General features: G+C 68.9%; 17 protein-coding genes and 1 tRNA gene. 17 read left to right on the top strand and 1 reads right to left on the bottom strand.

Features of this window, described 5'->3' with window-relative positions:
• Nucleotides 1–2 precede the first annotated feature (2 nt).
• The gene (locus ACFFKU_RS15035) at nucleotides 3–1,226 is read right to left on the bottom strand and encodes a pyridoxal phosphate-dependent aminotransferase (RefSeq protein WP_380139137.1); all 1,224 of its coding nucleotides are present in this window, start codon (nucleotides 1,224–1,226) and stop codon (nucleotides 3–5) included.
• A 114-nt stretch (nucleotides 1,227–1,340) separates the two neighbouring features.
• Between ACFFKU_RS15035 and ACFFKU_RS15040 the strand changes: the two genes are divergently transcribed.
• The 17 genes from ACFFKU_RS15040 (at nucleotide 1,341) to rplW (ending at nucleotide 20,456) form a co-directional block, all read left to right on the top strand.
• Nucleotides 1,341–1,413 (top strand) — tRNA-Trp (locus ACFFKU_RS15040).
• Between the two features lie 133 nt (nucleotides 1,414–1,546).
• The gene (secE, locus tag ACFFKU_RS15045; protein ID WP_380139375.1) at nucleotides 1,547–1,726 is read left to right on the top strand and encodes a preprotein translocase subunit SecE; all 180 of its coding nucleotides are present in this window, start codon (nucleotides 1,547–1,549) and stop codon (nucleotides 1,724–1,726) included.
• Nucleotides 1,727–1,803: 77 nt separating this feature from the next.
• The gene (gene nusG, locus ACFFKU_RS15050; protein ID WP_380139138.1) at nucleotides 1,804–2,676 is read left to right on the top strand and encodes a transcription termination/antitermination protein NusG; all 873 of its coding nucleotides are present in this window, start codon (nucleotides 1,804–1,806) and stop codon (nucleotides 2,674–2,676) included.
• A gap of 157 nt (nucleotides 2,677–2,833) precedes the next feature.
• Complete coding sequence (gene rplK / locus ACFFKU_RS15055; RefSeq protein WP_380139140.1) at nucleotides 2,834–3,268, top strand: 50S ribosomal protein L11; 435 nt, start codon at nucleotides 2,834–2,836, stop codon at nucleotides 3,266–3,268.
• 139 nt (nucleotides 3,269–3,407) lie between these two features.
• Nucleotides 3,408–4,124 (top strand): 50S ribosomal protein L1, encoded by a 717-nt coding sequence (rplA, locus tag ACFFKU_RS15060; protein WP_380139141.1) that lies wholly within the window; start codon nucleotides 3,408–3,410, stop codon nucleotides 4,122–4,124.
• A 344-nt stretch (nucleotides 4,125–4,468) separates the two neighbouring features.
• Nucleotides 4,469–5,032, top strand: a complete 564-nt coding sequence (gene rplJ / locus ACFFKU_RS15065) for a 50S ribosomal protein L10 (protein WP_380139142.1) — start codon at nucleotides 4,469–4,471, stop codon at nucleotides 5,030–5,032.
• An 82-nt stretch (nucleotides 5,033–5,114) separates the two neighbouring features.
• Nucleotides 5,115–5,498 carry a 50S ribosomal protein L7/L12 gene (gene rplL / locus ACFFKU_RS15070; RefSeq protein ID WP_380139143.1) on the top strand — a complete coding sequence of 128 codons (384 nt, stop codon included), beginning with the start codon at nucleotides 5,115–5,117 and terminating at the stop codon, nucleotides 5,496–5,498.
• A gap of 400 nt (nucleotides 5,499–5,898) precedes the next feature.
• A complete protein-coding gene (gene rpoB / locus ACFFKU_RS15075; RefSeq protein WP_380139377.1) occupies nucleotides 5,899–9,384 on the top strand; it encodes a DNA-directed RNA polymerase subunit beta in 3,486 nt (1,161 codons plus the stop codon).
• Between the two features lie 127 nt (nucleotides 9,385–9,511).
• Nucleotides 9,512–13,393 carry a DNA-directed RNA polymerase subunit beta' gene (locus tag ACFFKU_RS15080; RefSeq protein ID WP_380139144.1) on the top strand — a complete coding sequence of 1,294 codons (3,882 nt, stop codon included), beginning with the start codon at nucleotides 9,512–9,514 and terminating at the stop codon, nucleotides 13,391–13,393.
• Between the two features lie 299 nt (nucleotides 13,394–13,692).
• On the top strand, nucleotides 13,693–14,067 hold the full coding sequence (rpsL, locus tag ACFFKU_RS15085) for a 30S ribosomal protein S12 (protein WP_012084987.1): 375 nt from the start codon (nucleotides 13,693–13,695) through the stop codon (nucleotides 14,065–14,067).
• Nucleotides 14,067–14,537 carry a 30S ribosomal protein S7 gene (gene rpsG / locus ACFFKU_RS15090; protein WP_380139146.1) on the top strand — a complete coding sequence of 157 codons (471 nt, stop codon included), beginning with the start codon at nucleotides 14,067–14,069 and terminating at the stop codon, nucleotides 14,535–14,537. The genes rpsL and rpsG overlap by 1 nt, the downstream gene beginning before the upstream one ends.
• Nucleotides 14,538–14,603: 66 nt before the next feature.
• Entirely contained in the window at nucleotides 14,604–16,706 is a 2,103-nt protein-coding gene (gene fusA, locus ACFFKU_RS15095; protein ID WP_380139149.1) for an elongation factor G, read from the top strand.
• A 136-nt stretch (nucleotides 16,707–16,842) separates the two neighbouring features.
• Nucleotides 16,843–18,036: an elongation factor Tu gene (gene tuf, locus ACFFKU_RS15100; protein WP_380139151.1), complete on the top strand. Its 1,194-nt coding sequence runs from the start codon at nucleotides 16,843–16,845 to the stop codon at nucleotides 18,034–18,036.
• A 429-nt stretch (nucleotides 18,037–18,465) separates the two neighbouring features.
• A complete protein-coding gene (gene rpsJ, locus ACFFKU_RS15105; protein WP_012084982.1) occupies nucleotides 18,466–18,774 on the top strand; it encodes a 30S ribosomal protein S10 in 309 nt (102 codons plus the stop codon).
• 14 nt (nucleotides 18,775–18,788) lie between these two features.
• A complete protein-coding gene (gene rplC, locus ACFFKU_RS15110; RefSeq protein ID WP_380139152.1) occupies nucleotides 18,789–19,448 on the top strand; it encodes a 50S ribosomal protein L3 in 660 nt (219 codons plus the stop codon).
• Between the two features lies 1 nt (nucleotide 19,449).
• Nucleotides 19,450–20,148 (top strand): 50S ribosomal protein L4, encoded by a 699-nt coding sequence (gene rplD / locus ACFFKU_RS15115; protein WP_380139153.1) that lies wholly within the window; start codon nucleotides 19,450–19,452, stop codon nucleotides 20,146–20,148.
• 5 nt (nucleotides 20,149–20,153) lie between these two features.
• Nucleotides 20,154–20,456 carry a 50S ribosomal protein L23 gene (rplW, locus tag ACFFKU_RS15120; protein ID WP_380139378.1) on the top strand — a complete coding sequence of 101 codons (303 nt, stop codon included), beginning with the start codon at nucleotides 20,154–20,156 and terminating at the stop codon, nucleotides 20,454–20,456.
• The last annotated feature ends 19 nt before the right edge of the window (nucleotides 20,457–20,475 follow it).

A 20,475-nucleotide genomic window follows, 5' to 3' on the forward strand; every position in this document is an offset into this window, starting at 1 on the left:
GCTCAGGAGACCTCGGCCAGCAGGCGCTGGATGCGCGTCACGCCCTCGACGAGGTCGTCGTCGGCCAGGGCGTAGGAGAGGCGCAGGTACCCGCTGGGGCCGAAGGCCTCACCGGGCACCACCGCGACCTCGGCCTCGGTCAGGATGATCTCGGCCAGCACCGCGGACGAGGTGATCTCCTTGCCGCGCAACGACTTGCCGATCAGGCCGCGGACCGAGGGGTAGGCGTAGAACGCCCCCTCGGGCAGCGGGCACTCGACGCCCACGATCGCGTCGAGCAGTTCGGTGATCCGGCGGCGGCGCCGGTCGAAGGCCGTCCGCATCTCGTGCACGGTGTCCAGGTCGCCGGTCAGCGCGGCCAGCGCGGCGCGCTGGCTGACGTTGGCGACGTTGGAGCTCAGGTGCGACTGCAGGTTAGCCGCGCCCTTGATGACGTCGACGGGCCCGATCATCCAGCCCACCCGCCAGCCCGTCATGGCGTAGGTCTTGGCGACCCCGTTCACGACGATCGTCCGGTCGGCCATCTCGGGCACCTCGACGGGGATCGAGGCGGCCCGGGCGCCGTCGTAGACGAGGTGCTCGTAGATCTCGTCGCTGACGACCCAGAGGCCGTGGTCGTGGGCCCACTCGCCGATCGCGCGGACCTGCTCGGGGGAGTAGACCGCCCCGGTGGGGTTGGAGGGGCTGCACATCAGCAGCACCTTCGTGCGCGGGGTGCGCGCCGCCTCCAGCTGCTCGACCGTGACCTTGTAGCCCTGGGTCTCGTCGGCGAACACCTCGACCGGGACACCGCCCGCGAGCCGGATCGCCTCGGGGTAGGTCGTCCAGTAGGGCGCGGGCAGCAGGACCTCGTCGGCCGGGTCGAGCAGGGCGGCGAACGCCTGGTAGACGGCCTGCTTGCCGCCGTTGGTGACGATCACCTGGCTCGCGGTGACCTCGTACCCCGAGTCGCGCGCGGTCTTCGCGGCGATCGCCTCGCGCAGGGCCGGCAGACCCCCGGCCGGGGTGTAGCGGTGGTTGGCCGGGTCCGTGCAGGCGTCGACCGCGGCCTGCACGATCTCCTTCGGCGTGGGGAAGTCGGGCTCGCCCGCCCCGAACCCGATGACCTGCCGTCCGGCGGCCTTGAGGGCCTTCGCCTTGCCGTCGACCGCGAGGGTCGCGGACTCGGCGATGCCCGCGACGCGGGCGGAGAGACGGGCGGGGGCGGGGGGCGTCGGCTCGCTCACGAGCCGCATCCTCCCACCTGCCCTCGCGGGGCGGTTCGACGGGCGGTGCGGTCCTCGCCTACAGTGGCCCGAGCGACGTCCGATCACCCTGCGGGGCGGTCCGGTCGTCGGTACAGGGCAGTGGCGCAATTGGTAGCGCACCGGTCTCCAAAACCGGCGGTTGTGGGTTCGAGTCCCTCCTGCCCTGCGAGCACCATCGCGTGCGTCCCAGCGGGGGGCGTCAGGCACGACGAGTCATTCGGTACCCGGGGAGCTGGTTCGACGTGAGCGAGGCCACGACCGACGACCGTCCGGCGCAGCCGAAGGGCCGGACGGGTCTCATGCTCTTCCTGCGCCAGGTGGTCGAGGAGCTGCGCAAGGTCGTCTGGCCCACCCGCAAGGACCTGCTGAGCTACACCGGCGTCGTCCTGGTCTTCGTCGCGGTGATGATGCTGTTCGTGTCCACGCTGGACTACGGCATCGGGAAGCTGGTCCTGCTGGTCTTCGGGTCCGGGTCCTGACCCCGCCGGACAGCTCCAGCCCCGCCCCCGCCGTCGCGTCGTCGACGCCAGCCGTCTTCAGGAAGCAGGTCAGCCCCGTGTCCACGCAGTCCTCCGAGCCCGAGCAGCACGACGCCCTCACCGGTGAGGAGACGTCCGGCGAGGAGTCCTTCGTCGACGTGGAGACCTACGACGCCGACGACGTGCGCGCCGACGCCGAGGCCGACGCGGCCGCCGCCGAGGACGCGGACGGTCCCGCGTCCGCCGAGCCCGAGCCCCCCGTGGACGCGACCGACGACGAGTCCGCCGACGTCGACGTCGCCGCCGAGGGTGACGCCGTCGCGGCCGAGGACGACGAGGTCGACGAGGCCGAGGAGTTCCGCAAGAAGCTGCGCCGCATGCCCGGCGAGTGGTTCGTCATCCACTCCTACGCGGGCTACGAGAACCGCGTGAAGACCAACCTCGAGACCCGGATGACCTCCCTCAACATGGAGGACTACATCTTCCAGGTCGAGGTGCCCATGGAAGAGGTCGTCGAGGTCAAGAACGGCCAGCGCAAGAACGTCCGCCGCGTCCGCATCCCCGGCTACGTGCTGGTCCGCATGGACCTGACCGACGAGTCGTGGGGCGCCGTGCGGCACACCCCCGGGGTGACCGGGTTCGTCGGCAACACCCACCAGCCGGTGCCGCTGAGCACCGACGAGGTGTTCTCGATGCTGGCCCCCGCGCTCGAGACCAAGGTCAAGGCCGGTGCGGTCGGGACCGGTGGCGGCGCCGCCGCGGCCCCCGCGCCCAAGGTCGTCGACTTCGAGATCGGCGAGTCCGTCACGGTCATGGAGGGCCCCTTCGAGACCCTCCCGGCGACGATCTCCGAGATCGCCCCGGAGCGGCAGAAGCTCACGGTGCTCGTCTCGATCTTCGGTCGCGAGACCCCGGTGGAGCTCAGCTTCAACCAGGTCGCCAAGATCTGACCCCGACGTCGAGCGAGCCCCGGTCCCCGGCCGGGGCTCGCTGGCGTGCCGGGGCATCCCCGGCCACGCCGTAGAATCGCTCCTGACGACCACAACCCCTCGTCGCCCGATCCGCGGGCACCGAACGGTCGTCACGTCTGCAGAGAGAGGGAAGCGCATGCCCCCCAAGAAGAAGAAGGTCGCCGGCCTGATCAAGCTCCAGATCAAGGCGGGCATGGCGAACCCGGCTCCGCCGATCGGCCCCGCGCTCGGTCAGCACGGCGTGAACATCATGGAGTTCTGCAAGGCGTACAACGCGCAGACCGAGTCGCAGCGCGGCAACGTCATCCCCGTCGAGATCACGGTCTACGAGGACCGCTCGTTCACCTTCATCACCAAGACCCCGCCGGCCGCGGAGCTCATCAAGAAGGCCGCCGGCGTCGCGAAGGGCTCCGGGGAGCCGCACAAGACCAAGGTCGCGAACCTCACCAGCGCCCAGGTCCGCGAGATCGCCGAGCAGAAGCTGCAGGACCTCAACGCCCGCGACATCGAGATGGCCTCGCGCATCATCGCGGGCACCGCCCGTTCCATGGGCATCACCGTCTCGGACTGATCCACCGCGACCGGCCGCCGGGTCTCCCGGCGGCCGGTCGGCAGGACCGGGCAGCACCCCGCACGACCGAGCAGCACCGTGGCAGGGCCGCGCGCGGCCCGTCCGACCACACCCTCCCGCAACCCATCAGGAGTCAGAAGTGAAGCGCAGCAAGGCTTACCGCGCCGCCGTCGAGAAGATCGACGCGGACAACCTCTACACCCCGCTCGAGGCCGTCAAGCTGGCCCGCGAGACCTCGACCACCAAGTACGACGCGACCGTCGAGGTGGCCTTCCGCCTCGGGGTCGACCCCCGCAAGGCCGACCAGATGGTCCGCGGCACCGTCAACCTGCCGCACGGCACCGGCAAGACCGCCCGCGTGCTGGTCTTCGCCGTCGGTGAGCGCGCCGCCCAGGCCGAGGCCGCCGGCGCCGACGTCGTCGGTGGCGACGAGCTCATCGCCGAGGTCGCGGCCGGGCGTCTGGACTTCGACGCCGCCGTCGCCACCCCGGACCTGATGGGCAAGGTCGGGCGTCTGGGCAAGGTGCTGGGCCCCCGTGGTCTGATGCCGAACCCGAAGACCGGCACCGTGACGATGGACGTCGCCAAGGCCGTCACCGAGATCAAGGGCGGGAAGATCGAGTTCCGCACCGACAAGCACGCCAACCTGCACTTCGTCATCGGCAAGGCGTCCTTCTCGGACACCCAGCTCGCCGAGAACTACGGTGCGGCGCTCGACGAGATCCTGCGGCTCAAGCCGTCGTCCTCGAAGGGGCGCTACCTGCGCAAGGCGACCATCGCCACCACGATGGGCCCGGGCATCCCGGTCGACCCGGCCGTGACCCGCAACGTCGCCGAGGAGTCCGCGGCGGTCTGATCCCCGCACCGCTCCAAGGAGGGCGGGACCGGTTGCCGCGCAACCGGTCCCGCCCTTCTGCGTTCCTCCTGTCCGGCGGTCGGCCGACGCGTGGCCGGCGCGTGGTCCGGGGCTCGCAGATTCCCGTGTAACCTTGGAGCACCGAAGACCGCCGGTCGCCGGACCGCGAGCCCGCTCGCAGGACGGCAGAAGGTTCCGCTCCACGGACGACCTGCGCAGGTGAGCTGAGTCGAGTCGGACCCCGTCAGACAGAGGGTCCGGTGAACGCCCCGCGCGCCTGCGCCGGGGCGTTCCGTGCGTTCGGGGCCCGTCCGGCTCCCCGCTACTCAACGAAGGGAGGGCCCATGGCACGCGCCGACAAGGCAGCGGCGGTGAAGGAGATCACCGCGCTGTTCAACGGTTCCACCGCTGCGGTGCTCACCGAGTACCGGGGGTTGACCGTCGCCCAGCTCACCGAGCTGCGTCGTTCGCTGGGTCAGGAAACGACCTATGCGGTCCTGAAGAACACGCTCGCCACCATCGCGGCGAAGGAGGCCGGAGTCACGGCCTTCGAGGGGCAGCTGTCCGGCCCCACCGCGATCGCCTTCGTCGCCGGTGACCCGGTCGAGGCGGCCAAGGGCCTGCGTGACTTCGCCAAGGCCAACCCCCAGCTGGTCGTCAAGGGTGGACTCCTCGAAGGTCGCGCCATCAGCGCGGCCGACGTGACCGCCCTGGCCGACCTCGAGTCCCGCGAGGTGCTGCTCGCCAAGGTCGCCGGCGTCCTCAAGGCGTCGCAGACCAAGGCGGCCGCGCTGTTCCAGGCTCCGCTGTCCAAGACCGTCCGGACCGTGGAAGCGCTGCGCGAGAAGCAGGCCGCGGGTGCTCCCGCTGCCGCCGAGGCTCCCGCCGAGGAGCCCGCGGACGCCTGAGCGTCCCCGCACGACCAGTAGTCAAACCCCCGCCGGCACCGCGGTCCTCGCGCGCCGGCAACGACCAGGAAGGACCGCCACCATGGCGAAGCTCAGCACCGACGAGCTCATCGACGCGTTCAAGGAGCTCACCCTCATCGAGCTCTCCGAGTTCGTGAAGCAGTTCGAGGAGACCTTCGACGTCACCGCGGCCGCCCCCGTGGCCGTCGCCGCCGCCGGTGGCCCCGCCGCCCCGGCCGAGGCCGCCGAGGAGCAGGACGAGTTCGACGTCATCCTCGAGGCCGCCGGTGACAAGAAGATCGGTGTCATCAAGGAGGTGCGCGCCCTGACCTCCCTCGGCCTGAAGGAGGCCAAGGACCTCGTCGACGGCGCCCCCAAGCCCGTCCTCGAGAAGGTCGCCAAGGACGCCGCCGAGAAGGCCAAGGCCGCTCTCGAGGCCGCCGGCGCCACCGTCACCCTCAAGTGACCCCTGCCTCCCCGGCGGTCTGACCGCGGGGGAGGGCCCCACGCAGGGCGGTCGAGCATCCGTGCTCGGCCGCCCTTCGTGCGTCCGGGGCCGGAAGGACGCCCATCCGACGGGCCCGTGGCGCGTTCGCCTTGACGGGACGTCCCGCTGGGGTCATCCTCGTTCTCGATCGACCTACCGGTGCACCCGGGTCCTCGTCGCCGAGGCCCGCGGAACCGACGGGGCGATCATGGACCGCTTCGGAGGCGGGTGGACAGCCGCGCCCTGCGCGGGTATCGTGTCGATTTGCGCTGCCCAGATGTCATATAGCCGGTCGTCGACCCGTGGGACGACCAGGTGGGGCGGGTCAGCGCTCACACGATCGCCCGATTGATCCAGCAGGCCCGTGGAAGGACCCCTCTTGGCCGCCTCGCCCACAGCGTCCGCACCCAGCACCAACTCGGCCCGGACCGTCTCCGGTCGGTACTCCTTCGGCAAGATCCGTGAACCGCTGGAGGTCCCGGACCTCCTGGCCCTGCAGACGGACAGCTTCGACTGGCTGCTCGGCAACAAGCGGTGGCAGGACCGCGTCGAGGCTTCGCGCTCCGGCGGCCTCGACGTCCCGCAGACCTCCGGTCTGGAGGAGATCTTCGAGGAGATCTCCCCGATCGAGGACTTCTCCGGGTCCATGTCGCTGTCGTTCCGCGACCACCGCTTCGAGCCGGCCAAGTACTCCTTGGACGACTGCAAGGAGCGCGACCTCACCTACGCCGCCCCGCTGTTCGTGACCGCGGAGTTCATGAACACCACCACCGGCGAGATCAAGAGCCAGACGGTGTTCATGGGCGACTTCCCGCTCATGACCCAGCGCGGCACCTTCGTCATCAACGGGACCGAGCGCGTCGTCGTCTCCCAGCTGGTGCGTTCGCCCGGCATCTACTTCGAGCGCGTGCCGGACAAGACCTCCGACCGCGACACCTGGACCGCGAAGATCATCCCCTCGCGCGGTGCCTGGCTGGAGTTCGAGATCGACAAGCGCGACACCGTCGGCGTCCGCGTCGACCGCAAGCGCAAGCAGTCGGTCACGGTGCTGCTCAAGGCCCTGGGCTGGAGCGAGTCGCAGATCCGCGAGGAGTTCGCCGACTACGAGTCGATGATCTCCACGCTGGAGAAGGACCACACCACGGGCGTCGAGGACGCGCTGCTGGACATCTACCGCAAGCTGCGCCCGGGCGAGCCGCCGACCCAGGAGGCCGCGCGCAACCTGCTCGACAACCTCTACTTCAACCCCAAGCGCTACGACCTCGCCAAGGTCGGCCGCTACAAGGTCAACAAGAAGCTGGGGCAGGAGCAGCCGCTGGTCAACAGCGTCCTCTCCGTCGACGACATCGTCTCCACCATCAAGTTCCTGGTGAAGCTGCACGCCGGCGAGACCTCGATGCCGGGGACCCGCAACGGTGAGCCGGTCGACGTCCGCGTCGAGGTCGACGACATCGACCACTTCGGCAACCGTCGTCTTCGCAGCGTCGGCGAGCTCATCCAGAACCAGGTCCGCACCGGCCTGTCCCGGATGGAGCGCGTCGTCCGCGAGCGGATGACCACCCAGGACGTCGAGGCGATCACGCCCCAGACGCTGATCAACATCCGTCCCGTCGTGGCCTCCATCAAGGAGTTCTTCGGGACCAGCCAGCTCTCGCAGTTCATGGACCAGACCAACCCGCTCGCGGGTCTGACCCACAAGCGCCGTCTCTCCGCGCTCGGGCCGGGCGGTCTGTCCCGGGAGCGGGCCGGCATGGAGGTCCGTGACGTCCACCCCTCGCACTACGGCCGCATGTGCCCGATCGAGACCCCCGAGGGCCCCAACATCGGTCTGATCGGGTCGCTGTCGAGCTACGGGCGGATCAACCCGTTCGGGTTCATCGAGACCCCGTACCGCAAGGTCGTCGAGGGCAAGGTCAGCGACGAGGTCGACTACCTCACCGCCGACGAGGAGGACGGGTTCGTCATCGCGCAGGCGAACGCTCCGCTGGACGCCGAGGGTCGGTTCGCCGAGGCCCGCGTCCTGGTGCGCGCCAAGGGTGGTGAGACCGAGTTCGTCCCGCGCGACGACGTCGACTACATGGACGTCGCCGCCCGCCAGATGGTCTCCGTCGCCACCGCGATGATCCCGTTCCTCGAGCACGACGACGCCAACCGCGCGCTCATGGGTTCCAACATGCAGCGTCAGGCGGTGCCGCTCGTCCGCACCGAGGCCCCGCTCATCGGGACCGGCATGGAGTACCGCGCCGCGGTCGACGCCGGTGACGTCATCACGGCCGAGAAGGCCGGGGTCGCCACCGAGGTCTCCGCCGACCTGGTCACCGTCTCCAACGACGACGGTTCGCAGACCTCCTACAAGGTCGCGAAGTTCCGCCGGTCCAACCACGGCACGGCCTACAACCAGCGGGTCCTCATCTCCGAGGGCGCGCGGGTCGAGGTCGGCACCGTGCTGGCCGACGGTCCCTCGACCGACGGCGGCGAGATGGCGCTGGGCCGCAACCTGCTGGTGGCGTTCATGCCCTGGGAGGGTCACAACTACGAGGACGCGATCATCCTGTCGCAGCGCCTCGTGCAGGACGACGTCCTGTCCTCGATCCACATCGAGGAGCACGAGGTCGACGCCCGCGACACCAAGCTGGGCCCCGAGGAGATCACCCGGGACATCCCCAACGTCGCCGAGGAGGTCCTGGCCGACCTCGACGAGCGCGGGATCATCCGGATCGGGGCCGAGGTCCGCGACGGCGACCTCCTGGTCGGCAAGGTCACGCCCAAGGGTGAGACCGAGCTGACCCCGGAGGAGCGGCTGCTGCGCGCGATCTTCGGCGAGAAGGCCCGCGAGGTCCGCGACACCTCCCTCAAGGTGCCCCACGGTGAGACCGGGACGGTCATCGGCGTCAAGGTCTTCGACCGCGACGAGGGTGACGAGCTGCCCCCGGGCGTGAACCAGCTGGTGCGCGTCTACGTGGCCAACAAGCGCAAGATCACCGACGGTGACAAGCTGGCCGGTCGGCACGGCAACAAGGGCGTCATCTCCAAGATCCTGCCCGTCGAGGACATGCCGTTCCTCGAGGACGGGACCCCGGTCGACGTGATCCTCAACCCGCTCGGCGTGCCGAGCCGGATGAACGTCGGTCAGGTCCTGGAGCTGCACCTGGGCTGGATCGCCTCGCGCGGCTGGAAGATCGAGGACCAGCCGGACTGGGCCGCGCTCATCCCCGAGGAGATCCGCGAGGCGCCCGCCGGCTCCCGCATCGCCAGCCCCGTCTTCGACGGTGCCCGCGAGGAGGAGATCACGGGGCTGCTGTCCTCGACCGCGCTCACCCGTGACGGCGACCGCCTCGTGCAGGGTGACGGCAAGGCCCGGCTGTTCGACGGTCGCTCCGGCGAGCCGTTCCCGGACCCGGTCTCGGTCGGCTACATGTACATCCTGAAGCTGCACCACCTGGTCGACGACAAGATCCACGCGCGTTCGACCGGCCCGTACTCGATGATCACGCAGCAGCCGCTGGGTGGTAAGGCGCAGTTCGGTGGTCAGCGTTTCGGCGAGATGGAGGTGTGGGCGCTCGAGGCCTACGGCGCGGCCTACGCGCTGCAGGAGCTGCTCACCATCAAGTCCGACGACGTGTCCGGTCGCGTGAAGGTCTACGAGGCCATCGTCAAGGGCGAGAACATCCCCGAGCCGGGCATCCCCGAGAGCTTCAAGGTGCTCATCAAGGAGATGCAGTCGCTCTGCCTGAACGTGGAGGTGCTGTCCTCCGACGGCATGGCCATCGAGATGCGCGACAGCGACGAGGACGTCTTCCGGGCGGCCGAAGAACTGGGCATCGACCTCGCCCGGCGGGAGCCGAGCAGCGTCGAAGAGGTCTGACGGACGGGGTGCCGGGGGAGCGTGACCGCTCTCCCGGCCCCCGCCGCCGACCCCAACGGAGCCCTCGCCACCGAGGGTTCCTCGGAACGTCAGACCTCAGAAGACTTGCGACAGAAAGAAGACTGCGTTGCTCGACGTCAATTTCTTCGACGAGCTGCGGATCGGCCTCGCGACCGCGGAGGACATCCGCACCTGGTCCCACGGCGAGGTCAAGAAGCCGGAGACCATCAACTACCGCACCCTGAAGCCGGAGAAGGACGGGCTCTTCTGCGAGAAGATCTTCGGCCCCACCCGGGACTGGGAGTGCTACTGCGGCAAGTACAAGCGCGTCCGCTTCAAGGGCATCATCTGCGAGCGCTGCGGCGTCGAGGTGACGCGCGCCAAGGTGCGTCGTGAGCGGATGGGCCACATCGAGCTGGCCGCTCCCGTCACCCACATCTGGTACTTCAAGGGCGTCCCGAGCCGTCTCGGGTACCTCCTCGACCTGGCCCCGAAGGACCTCGAGAAGGTCATCTACTTCGCGGCCTACATGATCACCTCGGTCGACGAGGAGGGTCGTCAGCGCGACTTCTCCTCCCTCGAGGCCCAGATCGAGGTCGAGAAGCGCGAGGTCGAGAACCGTCGCGACGCCGACGTCGACGCCCGTGCCAAGACGCTCGAGACCGACCTGGCCGAGCTCGAGGCCGAGGGCGCCAAGAGCGACGTGCGCCGCAAGGTGCGCGAGTCCGCCGAGCGCGAGATGGCCCAGATCCGTCGTCGTGCCGACGCCGAGATCGACCGCCTCGCCACCGTGTGGGACCGCTTCCGCACCCTCAAGGTCCAGGACCTCGAGGGCGACGAGGTGCTCTACCGCGCCATGCGCGAGCGCTTCGGGCTCTACTTCGAGGGCGGGATGGGGGCCGCGGCCCTGCAGAAGCGTCTGCAGAGCTTCGACCTGGACGCCGAGGCCGAGAACCTCCGCGAGATCATCGCGACCGGAAAGGGGCAGCGGAAGACCCGGGCGCTCAAGCGCCTCAAGGTCGTCTCCGCGTTCCTCACCACCCGCAACAGCCCCGAGGGCATGGTCCTGGACTGCGTCCCGGTCATCCCGCCGGACCTGCGGCCGATGGTGCAGCTCGACGGTGGCCGGTTCGCGACCTCCGACCTCAACGACCTGTACCGCCGCGTCATCAACCGCAACAACCGGTTGAAGCGTCTGCTCGACCTCGGTGCGCCCGAGATCATCGTCAACAACGAGAAGCGGATGCTGCAGGAGGCCGTCGACGCGCTGTTCGACAACGGCCGCCGTGGGCGTCCGGTGACCGGCCCGGGCAACCGCCCGTTGAAGTCGCTCTCGGACATGCTCAAGGGCAAGCAGGGGCGCTTCCGGCAGAACCTGCTCGGCAAGCGCGTCGACTACTCGGGCCGTTCGGTCATCGTCGTCGGCCCCCAGCTGAAGCTGCACCAGTGCGGTCTGCCCAAGCAGATGGCGCTGGAGCTGTTCAAGCCGTTCGTGATGAAGCGCCTCGTGGACCTGTCCCACGCGCAGAACATCAAGTCGGCCAAGCGCATGGTCGAGCGCGCCCGCCCGGTGGTCTGGGACGTCCTGTCCGAGGTCATCACCGAGCACCCGGTCATGCTGAACCGTGCGCCCACGCTGCACCGTCTGGGCATCCAGGCGTTCGAGCCGCAGCTGGTCGAGGGCAAGGCCATCCAGATCCACCCGCTCGTCTGCACCGCGTTCAACGCGGACTTCGACGGCGACCAGATGGCCGTGCACGTGCCGTTGTCGGCCGAGGCGCAGGCCGAGGCCCGCATCCTCATGCTGTCCTCGAACAACATCCTCAAGCCGGCCGACGGTCGTCCCGTGACCATGCCCACCCAGGACATGATCATCGGGATCTACCACCTGACCGCCGAGCGCGAGGACACCCCGGGCACGGGCCGCACCTTCGGGTCGGTCGCCGAGGCGATCATGGCCTTCGACGCCCGCGAGCTGCACCTGGGCGCCAAGGTCGGGATCCGGATGCCGGGCGTCGTGCCGCCGGAGAGCTGGGACCTGCCCGAGGACTGGACCCCCGGCCAGGACCTGCTGGTCCAGACCACCCTCGGTCGGGCCCTGTTCAACGAGGCCCTGCCGGTGGACTACGAGTTCGTCGACGCGGTCGTGGACAAGAAGCGCCTCTCGGCGATCGTCAACGACCTCGCCGAGCGCTACCCGAAGGTCCAGGTCGCGGCCACCCTCGACGCCCTCAAGGAGGCCGGTTTCCACTGGGCCACCCGTTCGGGCACGACGGTCTCCATCGCCGACGTCGTCTCCCCGCCGAACAAGCAGGAGATCCTGGAGCGCTTCGAGGCCAAGGCCGAGAAGGTCCAGCAGCAGTACGAGCGCGGTCTGATCACCGACGACGAGCGTCGCCAGGAGCTCATCGAGATCTGGACCCAGGCCACGAACGAGGTCGCCAAGGACCTCGAGAAGGCCATGCCGACGCACAACACGATCCACCGCATGGTGAGCTCGGGGGCGCGCGGTAACTGGATGCAGATGCGTCAGCTGGCCGGTATGCGCGGCCTGATGGCGAACCCGAAGGGCGAAATCATCCCGCGTCCGGTCAAGGCCTCGTTCCGCGAGGGCCTGACCGTGCTGGAGTTCTTCATCACGACCCACGGCGCCCGCAAGGGGCTGGCGGACACCGCGCTGCGGACCGCCGACTCCGGGTACCTGACGCGTCGTCTGGTCGACGTCTCCCAGGACGTCATCGTCCGCGAGGACGACTGCGGCACCGTCCGCGGCCTGGAGATGCCGATCGCGCAGAAGAACTCCGACGGTTCGCTCGCGCGTCACGACGACGTCGAGACCAGCGTGTACGCCCGCGCCCTGGCGACCGACGTGGTCGTCGACGGCGAGGTCGTGCTGGCGGCCGGCGAGGACCTCGGTGACGTCGTCATCGACGCCCTGCTGCGTCGCGGGGTGGAGTCGGTCAAGGTCCGTTCGGTCCTGACCTGCGAGTCCCGCGTCGGCACCTGCGCCCAGTGCTACGGGCGTTCGCTGGCCAGCGGCAAGCTGGTCGACATCGGCGAGGCCGTCGGGATCGTCGCCGCGCAGTCGATCGGTGAGCCCGGCACCCAGCTGACGATGCGGACGTTCCACACCGGTGGTGCGGCGTCGGAGTCCGGTGACATCACGCACGGTCTGCCGCGTGTGGTCGAGCTGTTCGAGGCCCGGACCCCGAAGGGGAACGCGCCGATCTCGGAGGTGCCCGGCAAGGTCACCCTCGAGGACACCGACAAGGGCCGGCGCATCGTCGTCACCCCCGACGACGGTGGCGAGGAGATCGCCTACCCGGTGACCAAGCGGCAGCGTCTGCTCATCGAGGACGGTCAGCAGGTCACGGTCGGGCAGAAGCTCGTCCAGGGCGCCATCGACCCGAAGCAGGTGCTGCGGATCCTCGGGCCGCGTCGGGTGCAGATGCACCTCGTGGACGAGGTCCAGGAGGTCTACCGCTCCCAGGGCGTGTCGATCCACGACAAGCACATCGAGGTCATCGTCCGGCAGATGCTCAAGCGGGTCACGATCATCGAGCAGAACGGCTCGGAGATGCTGCCCGGTGAACTCGTCGAGCGGGCCCGCTTCGAGGAGGAGAACCGTCGGGTGATGGCGGAGGGTGGCCAGCCGGCCTCCGGCCGTCCGGAGCTCATGGGCATCACGAAGGCGTCGCTCGCGACCGACTCGTGGCTGTCCGCGGCCTCCTTCCAGGAGACCACCCGCGTCCTCACCAACGCGGCGATGGAGGGCAAGAGCGACCCGCTGCTCGGGCTCAAGGAGAACGTCATCATCGGCAAGCTCATCCCGGCCGGTACGGGCCTGCCCCGGTACCGCAACATCCGGGTGGAGCCGACCGAGGAGGCCAAGGCGCAGATGTACTCCGTGCCGGGCTACGACGACGTCGACTACGCGCAGTTCGGCGTGGGGGCCGGCCAGGCCGTCCCGCTGGAGGAGTACGACTACGGCAGCAGCGACTACCGCTGACCTGCTCACCAGGTCGGTCCCGTTCCCCTGCAGGGGAACGGGACCGGCCCGGGGTCGGGCGACCTCGGTCGTTTTGACCCTGCTACAGCTCAACAGGTAGCCTCGTTACCGCCTGGCACGACTGCGCCCGGAGACAACTCGACAGGATGTCGGAGGGTCGACGGACGCCGCTGTGGCAGACGAAGACACGCCCGACCTCGTGGGTCGGCGGAGGCTAGACGGCGCAGGCTCCGGACGGGCCGCGCGTCAGGCCTTAAGTCAGGCCGACCACACAGATCGATAAGGATTACGGAGACAGGGTGCCCACCATCCAGCAGCTGGTCCGCAAGGGCCGGGAGGACAAGGTCGTCAAGACCAAGACGCCCGCGCTCAAGGGCAGCCCGCAGCGACGCGGCGTGTGCACCCGCGTCTACACCACGACCCCGAAGAAGCCGAACTCGGCGCTGCGCAAGGTCGCCCGCGTGAAGCTCACGTCCGGCATCGAGGTCACCGCCTACATCCCCGGTGTCGGCCACAACCTCCAGGAGCACTCGATGGTCCTGGTCCGCGGCGGCCGCGTGAAGGACCTCCCCGGGGTCCGCTACAAGATCGTTCGCGGTTCGCTCGACACCCAGGGTGTCAAGAACCGCAAGCAGGCTCGCAGCCGTTACGGCGCGAAGAAGGAGAAGAGCTGATGCCGCGCAAGGGTCCCGCTCCCAAGCGTCCCCTCGTCGTCGACCCGGTGTACCAGTCGCCGCTGGTCACGCAGCTCGTCAACAAGATCCTCCTCGACGGCAAGAAGTCCGTCGCCGAGCGGATCGTGTACGGCGCGCTCGAAGGCGCCCGTGACAAGACGGGCGGCGACCCGGTCGTCGTGCTCAAGCGCGCGCTCGACAACGTGAAGCCGGCCCTCGAGGTCAAGTCCCGCCGTGTCGGTGGCTCGACCTACCAGGTGCCGATCGAGGTCCGTCCGAGCCGTTCCACCACGCTGGCCCTGCGCTGGCTGGTGGGCTACGCCCGTCAGCGTCGCGAGAAGACGATGACCGAGCGTCTGCTCAACGAGATCCTCGACGCCTCCAACGGGCTCGGTGCCGCGGTGAAGCGCCGCGAGGACACCCACAAGATGGCCGAGTCCAACCGGGCCTTCGCGCACTACCGCTGGTGACCCCAGCGGGCGTGCGAACGCTCCGCCGATCCACCTCCGCGATCCCAGGGAAGAGGCAGTAACGACGTGGCACAGGACGTGCTGACCGACCTGACCAAGGTCCGCAACATCGGCATCATGGCCCACATCGACGCCGGCAAGACCACCACCACCGAGCGGATCCTCTTCTACACGGGGATCAACTACAAGATCGGTGAGGTCCACGACGGCGCGGCCACGATGGACTGGATGGAGCAGGAGCAGGAGCGGGGGATCACCATCACCTCCGCCGCCACCACCTGCTTCTGGGAGGGCTCCCAGATCAACATCATCGACACGCCCGGCCACGTCGACTTCACGGTCGAGGTCGAGCGGTCGCTGCGCGTCCTCGACGGCGCGGTGGCCGTCTTCGACGGCAAGGAGGGGGTCGAGCCCCAGTCCGAGACCGTGTGGCGGCAGGCGGACAAGTACGACGTCCCCCGCATCTGCTTCGTCAACAAGATGGACAAGCTGGGCGCGGACTTCTACTTCACCGTGAAGACCATCGTCGACCGCCTGGGCGCCGAGCCGCTGGTCATGCAGCTGCCGATCGGGGCCGAGAACGACTTCCTCGGGGTCATCGACCTCGTCTACATGCGGGCCCTGACCTGGCGCGGGGACACCGCCAAGGGCGAGGCGTACGAGAAGGAAGAGATCCCGGCCGAGCTCCAGGAGCAGGCCGAGGAGTACCGGACCAAGCTGCTCGAGCGCGTCGCCGAGACCGACGAGGCGCTGCTGGAGAAGTACCTGGGCGGGGAGGAGATCACCCCCGAGGAGATCAAGACCGCCGTCCGGAAGCTGACCATCGCCAGCGAGGTCTACCCGATCTTCTGCGGCTCCGCGTTCAAGAACAAGGGCGTCCAGCCCATGCTCGACGCGGTCCTCGACTACCTGCCCTCGCCGCTCGACGTGAAGCCGATGATCGGCCACAAGGTCGGCGACGAGAGCGTCGAGATCATCCGCAAGCCGGACTCCGAGGAGCCCTTCTCCGCCCTCGCGTTCAAGGTCGCGGCCCACCCGTTCTTCGGGAAGCTCACCTACGTGCGCGTGTACTCCGGTCGCATCGCGGCCGGCACCGGCGTCGTGAACTCGACCAAGGGCAAGAAGGAGCGCATCGGGAAGCTCTTCCAGATGCACTCCAACAAGGAGAACCCGATCGAGGAGGCCCGCGCGGGCCACATCTACGCCATGATCGGGCTCAAGGAGACCACGACCGGCGACACGCTGAGCGACCCCGCGCAGCAGGTCGTGCTCGAGTCGATGACGTTCCCCGAGCCCGTCATCTCCGTGGCCATCGAGCCCAAGACCAAGGGCGACCAGGAGAAGCTGGGCACCGCGATCCAGCGTCTGGCCGAGGAGGACCCGACCTTCCAGGTCGAGCTCGACCAGGAGACCGGCCAGACCATCATCAAGGGGATGGGCGAGCTCCACCTCGACATCCTCGTGGACCGCATGAAGCGCGAGTTCAAGGTCGAGGCCAACGTCGGCAAGCCGCAGGTCGCCTACCGCGAGACCATCCGCCGGGCCGTCGAGAAGATGGACTACACCCACAAGAAGCAGACGGGTGGGTCCGGGCAGTACGCGAAGGTCCAGGTGACCATCGAGCCGCTCGACACCTCCGACGGCACGTTCTACGAGTTCGCCAACAAGGTGACCGGTGGTCGCGTCCCGCGGGAGTACATCCCCTCGGTCGACGCGGGCATCCAGGACGCCATGCAGCTCGGTGTCGTCGCGGGCTACCCGCTCGTCGGCATCAAGGCCAGCCTGCTCGACGGGGCGGCGCACGACGTCGACTCCTCCGAGATGGCCTTCAAGATCGCGGGCTCGATGGTCCTCAAGGAGGCCGTCAAGCGCGCCGACCCGGTCCTGCTCGAACCGGTCATGGCCGTCGAGGTCCGTACCCCCGCCGACTACATGGGCGAGGTGATCGGTGACCTCAACAGCCGCCGTGGGCAGATCGAGTCGATGGAGGACGTCAGCGGGGCCAAGCTCGTCAAGGCCACCGTCCCGCTGTCGGAGATGTTCGGCTACGTCGGCGACCTCCGGTCCAAGACCCAGGGTCGTGCGGTCTACTCCATGCAGTTCGACTCCTACAGCGAGGTTCCCCGGAACGTCGCCGAGGAGATCGTCAAGAAGGTTCGTGGGGAGTAGTCCCCGACTCACCGCCGGGGGGTGACACACCCCCCGGCGGGTACGACCCCGGCCACCTGAGACGGTGGGTCCGGAACAACTCACCCTCCCGATCCACCGGGCGGGGCAGAAGCGATAGTCCCGAGGAGGACCCCCAGTGGCGAAGGCGAAGTTCGAGCGGACTAAGCCGCACGTCAACATCGGCACCATCGGTCACATCGACCACGGGAAGACGACGCTGACGGCGGCCATCACCCGCGTGCTGCACGACAAGTACCCGGACCTGAACCAGGCTTCGGCATTCGACATGATCGACAAGGCGCCCGAAGAGCGCCAGCGCGGTATCACCATCTCCATCGCGCACGTCGAGTACCAGACCGAGGCGCGTCACTACGCGCACGTCGACTGCCCGGGTCACGCGGACTACATCAAGAACATGATCACCGGTGCGGCGCAGATGGACGGCGCCATCCTGGTGGTCGCGGCGACCGACGGTCCCATGCCGCAGACGAAGGAGCACGTCATCCTGGCCCGCCAGGTCGGCGTCCCCTACATCGTCGTGGCCCTCAACAAGGCCGACATGGTCGAGGACGAGGAGCTCCTCGAGCTCGTCGAGATGGAGGTGCGTGAGCTCCTCTCGTCGTACGAGTTCCCGGGCGACGACGTCCCGGTCGTGCGCGTCTCGGCGCTCAAGGCCCTCGAGGGCGACGCGGAGTGGGGCGGCAAGCTCCTCGAGCTGATGGACGCGGTCGACACCGCGATCCCGCAGCCCGAGCGTGCGGTCGACCAGCCCTTCCTCATGCCGATCGAGGACGTCTTCACGATCACCGGCCGCGGCACCGTGGTGACCGGTCGTATCGAGCGCGGCATCCTCAAGGTCAACGAGGAGGTCGAGATCGTCGGCATCCGGCCGAAGTCGCAGAAGACGACCGTGACCGGCGTCGAGATGTTCCGCAAGCTCCTCGACGAGGGCCAGGCCGGCGAGAACGTCGGGCTGCTGCTGCGCGGTCTCAAGCGCGAGGACGTGGAGCGCGGTCAGGTCGTGGTCAAGCCCGGCTCGATCACCCCGCACACCGAGTTCGAGGCGCAGTCCTACATCCTGTCCAAGGACGAGGGTGGCCGGCACACGCCGTTCTACAACAACTACCGTCCGCAGTTCTACTTCCGGACGACCGACGTCACCGGCGTCGTCACGCTGCCCGACGGCACCGAGATGGTCATGCCCGGTGACAACACCGAGATGAAGGTCGACCTCATCCAGCCCATCGCGATGGAAGAGGGCCTGAAGTTCGCGATCCGTGAGGGTGGCCGCACCGTCGGCGCCGGCCGGGTCGTCAAGATCCTCAAGTGATCTGAGACGGGGCGGCCCCTCGGGGCCGTTCCGGATCGACCTCGGGTGTGACGAGCGGGGCGGGTCCGACCAGGACCCGCCCCGCTCGTGCGCCTGGGGTGGATCGCACTGCAGGACAGCGCATGTGCCGGTGGCCAGGGCCCCGATTGGCCTTCGGTGCACCTCGCGTGGCAGACTGTCCGGGTTGCTGTGCGACAGAGTGCTGAGCCACGCCTTCGGGTGGGCTCGCTGTCGCAGCAGCCGCGAGCGTCGACCGGATCGATCGGGCGGCGGTCGGTTGAGACCTGAAGAGGACCACCGGGCAACCGGGCGAGGGCGAGTTCTGTGCGCGAGCACGACACGCCCGACCTCGGGGGTCGGAGCCGGACACCGGTTCCGCGCCGCGCGCGAGACCAGTAGCGGTACGAAGAGAGAGAGACAGACGACGCCATGGCGGGACAGAAGATCCGCATCAGGCTGAAGGCCTACGACCACGAGGTCATCGACAGCTCGGCGCGCAAGATCGTCGACACGGTGACCCGGACCGGCGCCTCCGTGGCCGGACCCGTGCCGCTGCCGACCGAGAAGAACGTGTACTGCGTCATCCGCTCGCCGCACAAGTACAAGGACAGCCGCGAGCACTTCGAGATGCGCACGCACAAGCGCCTCATCGACATCATCGACCCGACCCCCAAGACGGTGGACTCGCTCATGCGGCTCGACCTCCCGGCCGGCGTCGACATCGAGATCAAGCTCTGAGGGATTAGCAGACGATGAGCGACAGGCAAGTGCGAGGGGTGCTCGGCACCAAGCTCGGCATGACCCAGCTGTGGGACGAGGCCAACCGCCTCGTGCCCGTGACGGTGGTCAAGGTCGAGCCGAACGTCGTGACCCAGATCCGCACCACTACCACCGACGGCTACGAGGCCGTCCAGCTCGCCGCCGGGGTCATCGACCCCCGCAAGGCGAACAAGCCCGCCAGCGGCCACTTCGACAAGGCCGGCGTCGCGCCGCGCCGTCATCTGGTCGAGCTGCGCACCACCGACGCCGCGTCCTACACCGCCGGGCAGGAGATCACCGCCGAGGTGTTCGCCGCCGGGCAGACCGTGGACGTCGTGGGCACCACCAAGGGCAAGGGCTTCGCGGGCGTCATGAAGCGCCACGGGTTCGCCGGTGTCAGCGCCTCGCACGGTGCGCACCGCAACCACCGCAAGCCCGGTTCCATCGGCGGTTGCGCCACCCCGGGCCGGGTCTTCAAGGGCCTGCGCATGGCCGGCCGCATGGGTGGCGTGCGCCAGACGACCCAGAACCTGACGGTCCACGCCGTCGACGCCGAGAAGGGCCTGCTGCTGATCGCGGGCGCCGTCCCCGGTCCTCGCGGTGGTGTGGTGCTCGTCAAGAACGCCGCCAAGGCGCGCGTGAAGGAGGCCTGACATGACCACGTCTTCCGAGACCACCGAGTCCGTCGTCGTCCCGCTGCGCACCGCCGACGGTGGCACCAACGGGACCGTCGAGCTGCCCGCGAAGGACTTCGCCCGGCAGGTCAGCATCCCGCTGATCCACCAGGTCGTGACGGCCCAGCTCGCCGCCGCGCGCCAGGGTACGCACGCCACCAAGACCCGCGGCGACGTCCGCGGTGGTGGCAAGAAGCCCTACAAGCAGAAGGGCACCGGCCGCGCCCGTCAGGGTTCGCTGCGCGCCCCGCAGTTCACCGGCGGTGGCGTCGTCCACGGGCCCCAGCCGCGTGACTACTCGCAGCGCACCCCCAAGAAGATGAAGGCCGCCGCCCTGCGCGGGGTCCTCTCCGACCGCGTGCGCCACGACCGGCTGCACGTCGTCGAGGCGTTCTCCTTCGGGGACAAGCCCTCCACCCGCAGCGCGGCCAAGCTGGTCGAGACGCTCTCGGGCCGCAAGCACGTGCTCATCGTGCTGACCCGCGACGACGAGATCTCGCTGCGCAGCCTGCGCAACCTGGACACCGTGCACGTCCTGCCGGCGGACCAGCTCAACACCTACGACGTCGTGAAGAGCGACGACGTGGTCTTCACCCGCGCCGCGCTCGACGCGTTCGTCGCCGGGCCTCGCAAGAGCGCTTCCGCTGTCGCGGCAGAGTCCGAAGGGAGCACCCTGTGAGCGCCATCGGCGGCACGCAGAAGGACCCGCGCGACATCCTGCTCGCGCCGGTCGTCTCCGAGAAGAGCTACTCGCTCATCGACGAGGGCAAGTACACGTTCCTGGTCGACCCGCGGGCGAACAAGACCGAGATCAAGGTCGCGGTCGAGTCCGTCTTCGGCGTCAAGGTGTCGTCCGTCAACACCATCAACCGCCAGGGCAAGACGCGTCGTACGCGGACCGGGACCGGGAAGCGTAAGGACACCAAGCGGGCCATCGTGACGCTTCGCGAGGGCACGATCGACATCTTCGGCGGCTCGGTCGCCTGAGGCCCTCCCGGCCTCGCAC

The organism is Kineococcus gynurae (assembly GCF_042433995.1).
In the GTDB taxonomy this organism is placed as follows: domain Bacteria; phylum Actinomycetota; class Actinomycetes; order Actinomycetales; family Kineococcaceae; genus Kineococcus; species Kineococcus gynurae.

What these genes read in the sequence shown, in the direction of transcription:
- secE (WP_380139375.1), top strand. Translation starts at nt 1,547, where the DNA reads ATGCTCTTCCTGCGCCAGGTGGTCGAGGAGCTGCGCAAGGTCGTCTGG.
- rplK (WP_380139140.1), top strand. Translation starts at nt 2,834, where the DNA reads ATGCCCCCCAAGAAGAAGAAGGTCGCCGGCCTGATCAAGCTCCAGATC.
- rplJ (WP_380139142.1), top strand. Translation starts at nt 4,469, where the DNA reads ATGGCACGCGCCGACAAGGCAGCGGCGGTGAAGGAGATCACCGCGCTG.
- rplL (WP_380139143.1), top strand. Translation starts at nt 5,115, where the DNA reads ATGGCGAAGCTCAGCACCGACGAGCTCATCGACGCGTTCAAGGAGCTC.
- rpsG (WP_380139146.1), top strand. Translation starts at nt 14,067, where the DNA reads ATGCCGCGCAAGGGTCCCGCTCCCAAGCGTCCCCTCGTCGTCGACCCG.
- rpsJ (WP_012084982.1), top strand. Translation starts at nt 18,466, where the DNA reads ATGGCGGGACAGAAGATCCGCATCAGGCTGAAGGCCTACGACCACGAG.
- rplC (WP_380139152.1), top strand. Translation starts at nt 18,789, where the DNA reads ATGAGCGACAGGCAAGTGCGAGGGGTGCTCGGCACCAAGCTCGGCATG.
- rplD (WP_380139153.1), top strand. Translation starts at nt 19,450, where the DNA reads ATGACCACGTCTTCCGAGACCACCGAGTCCGTCGTCGTCCCGCTGCGC.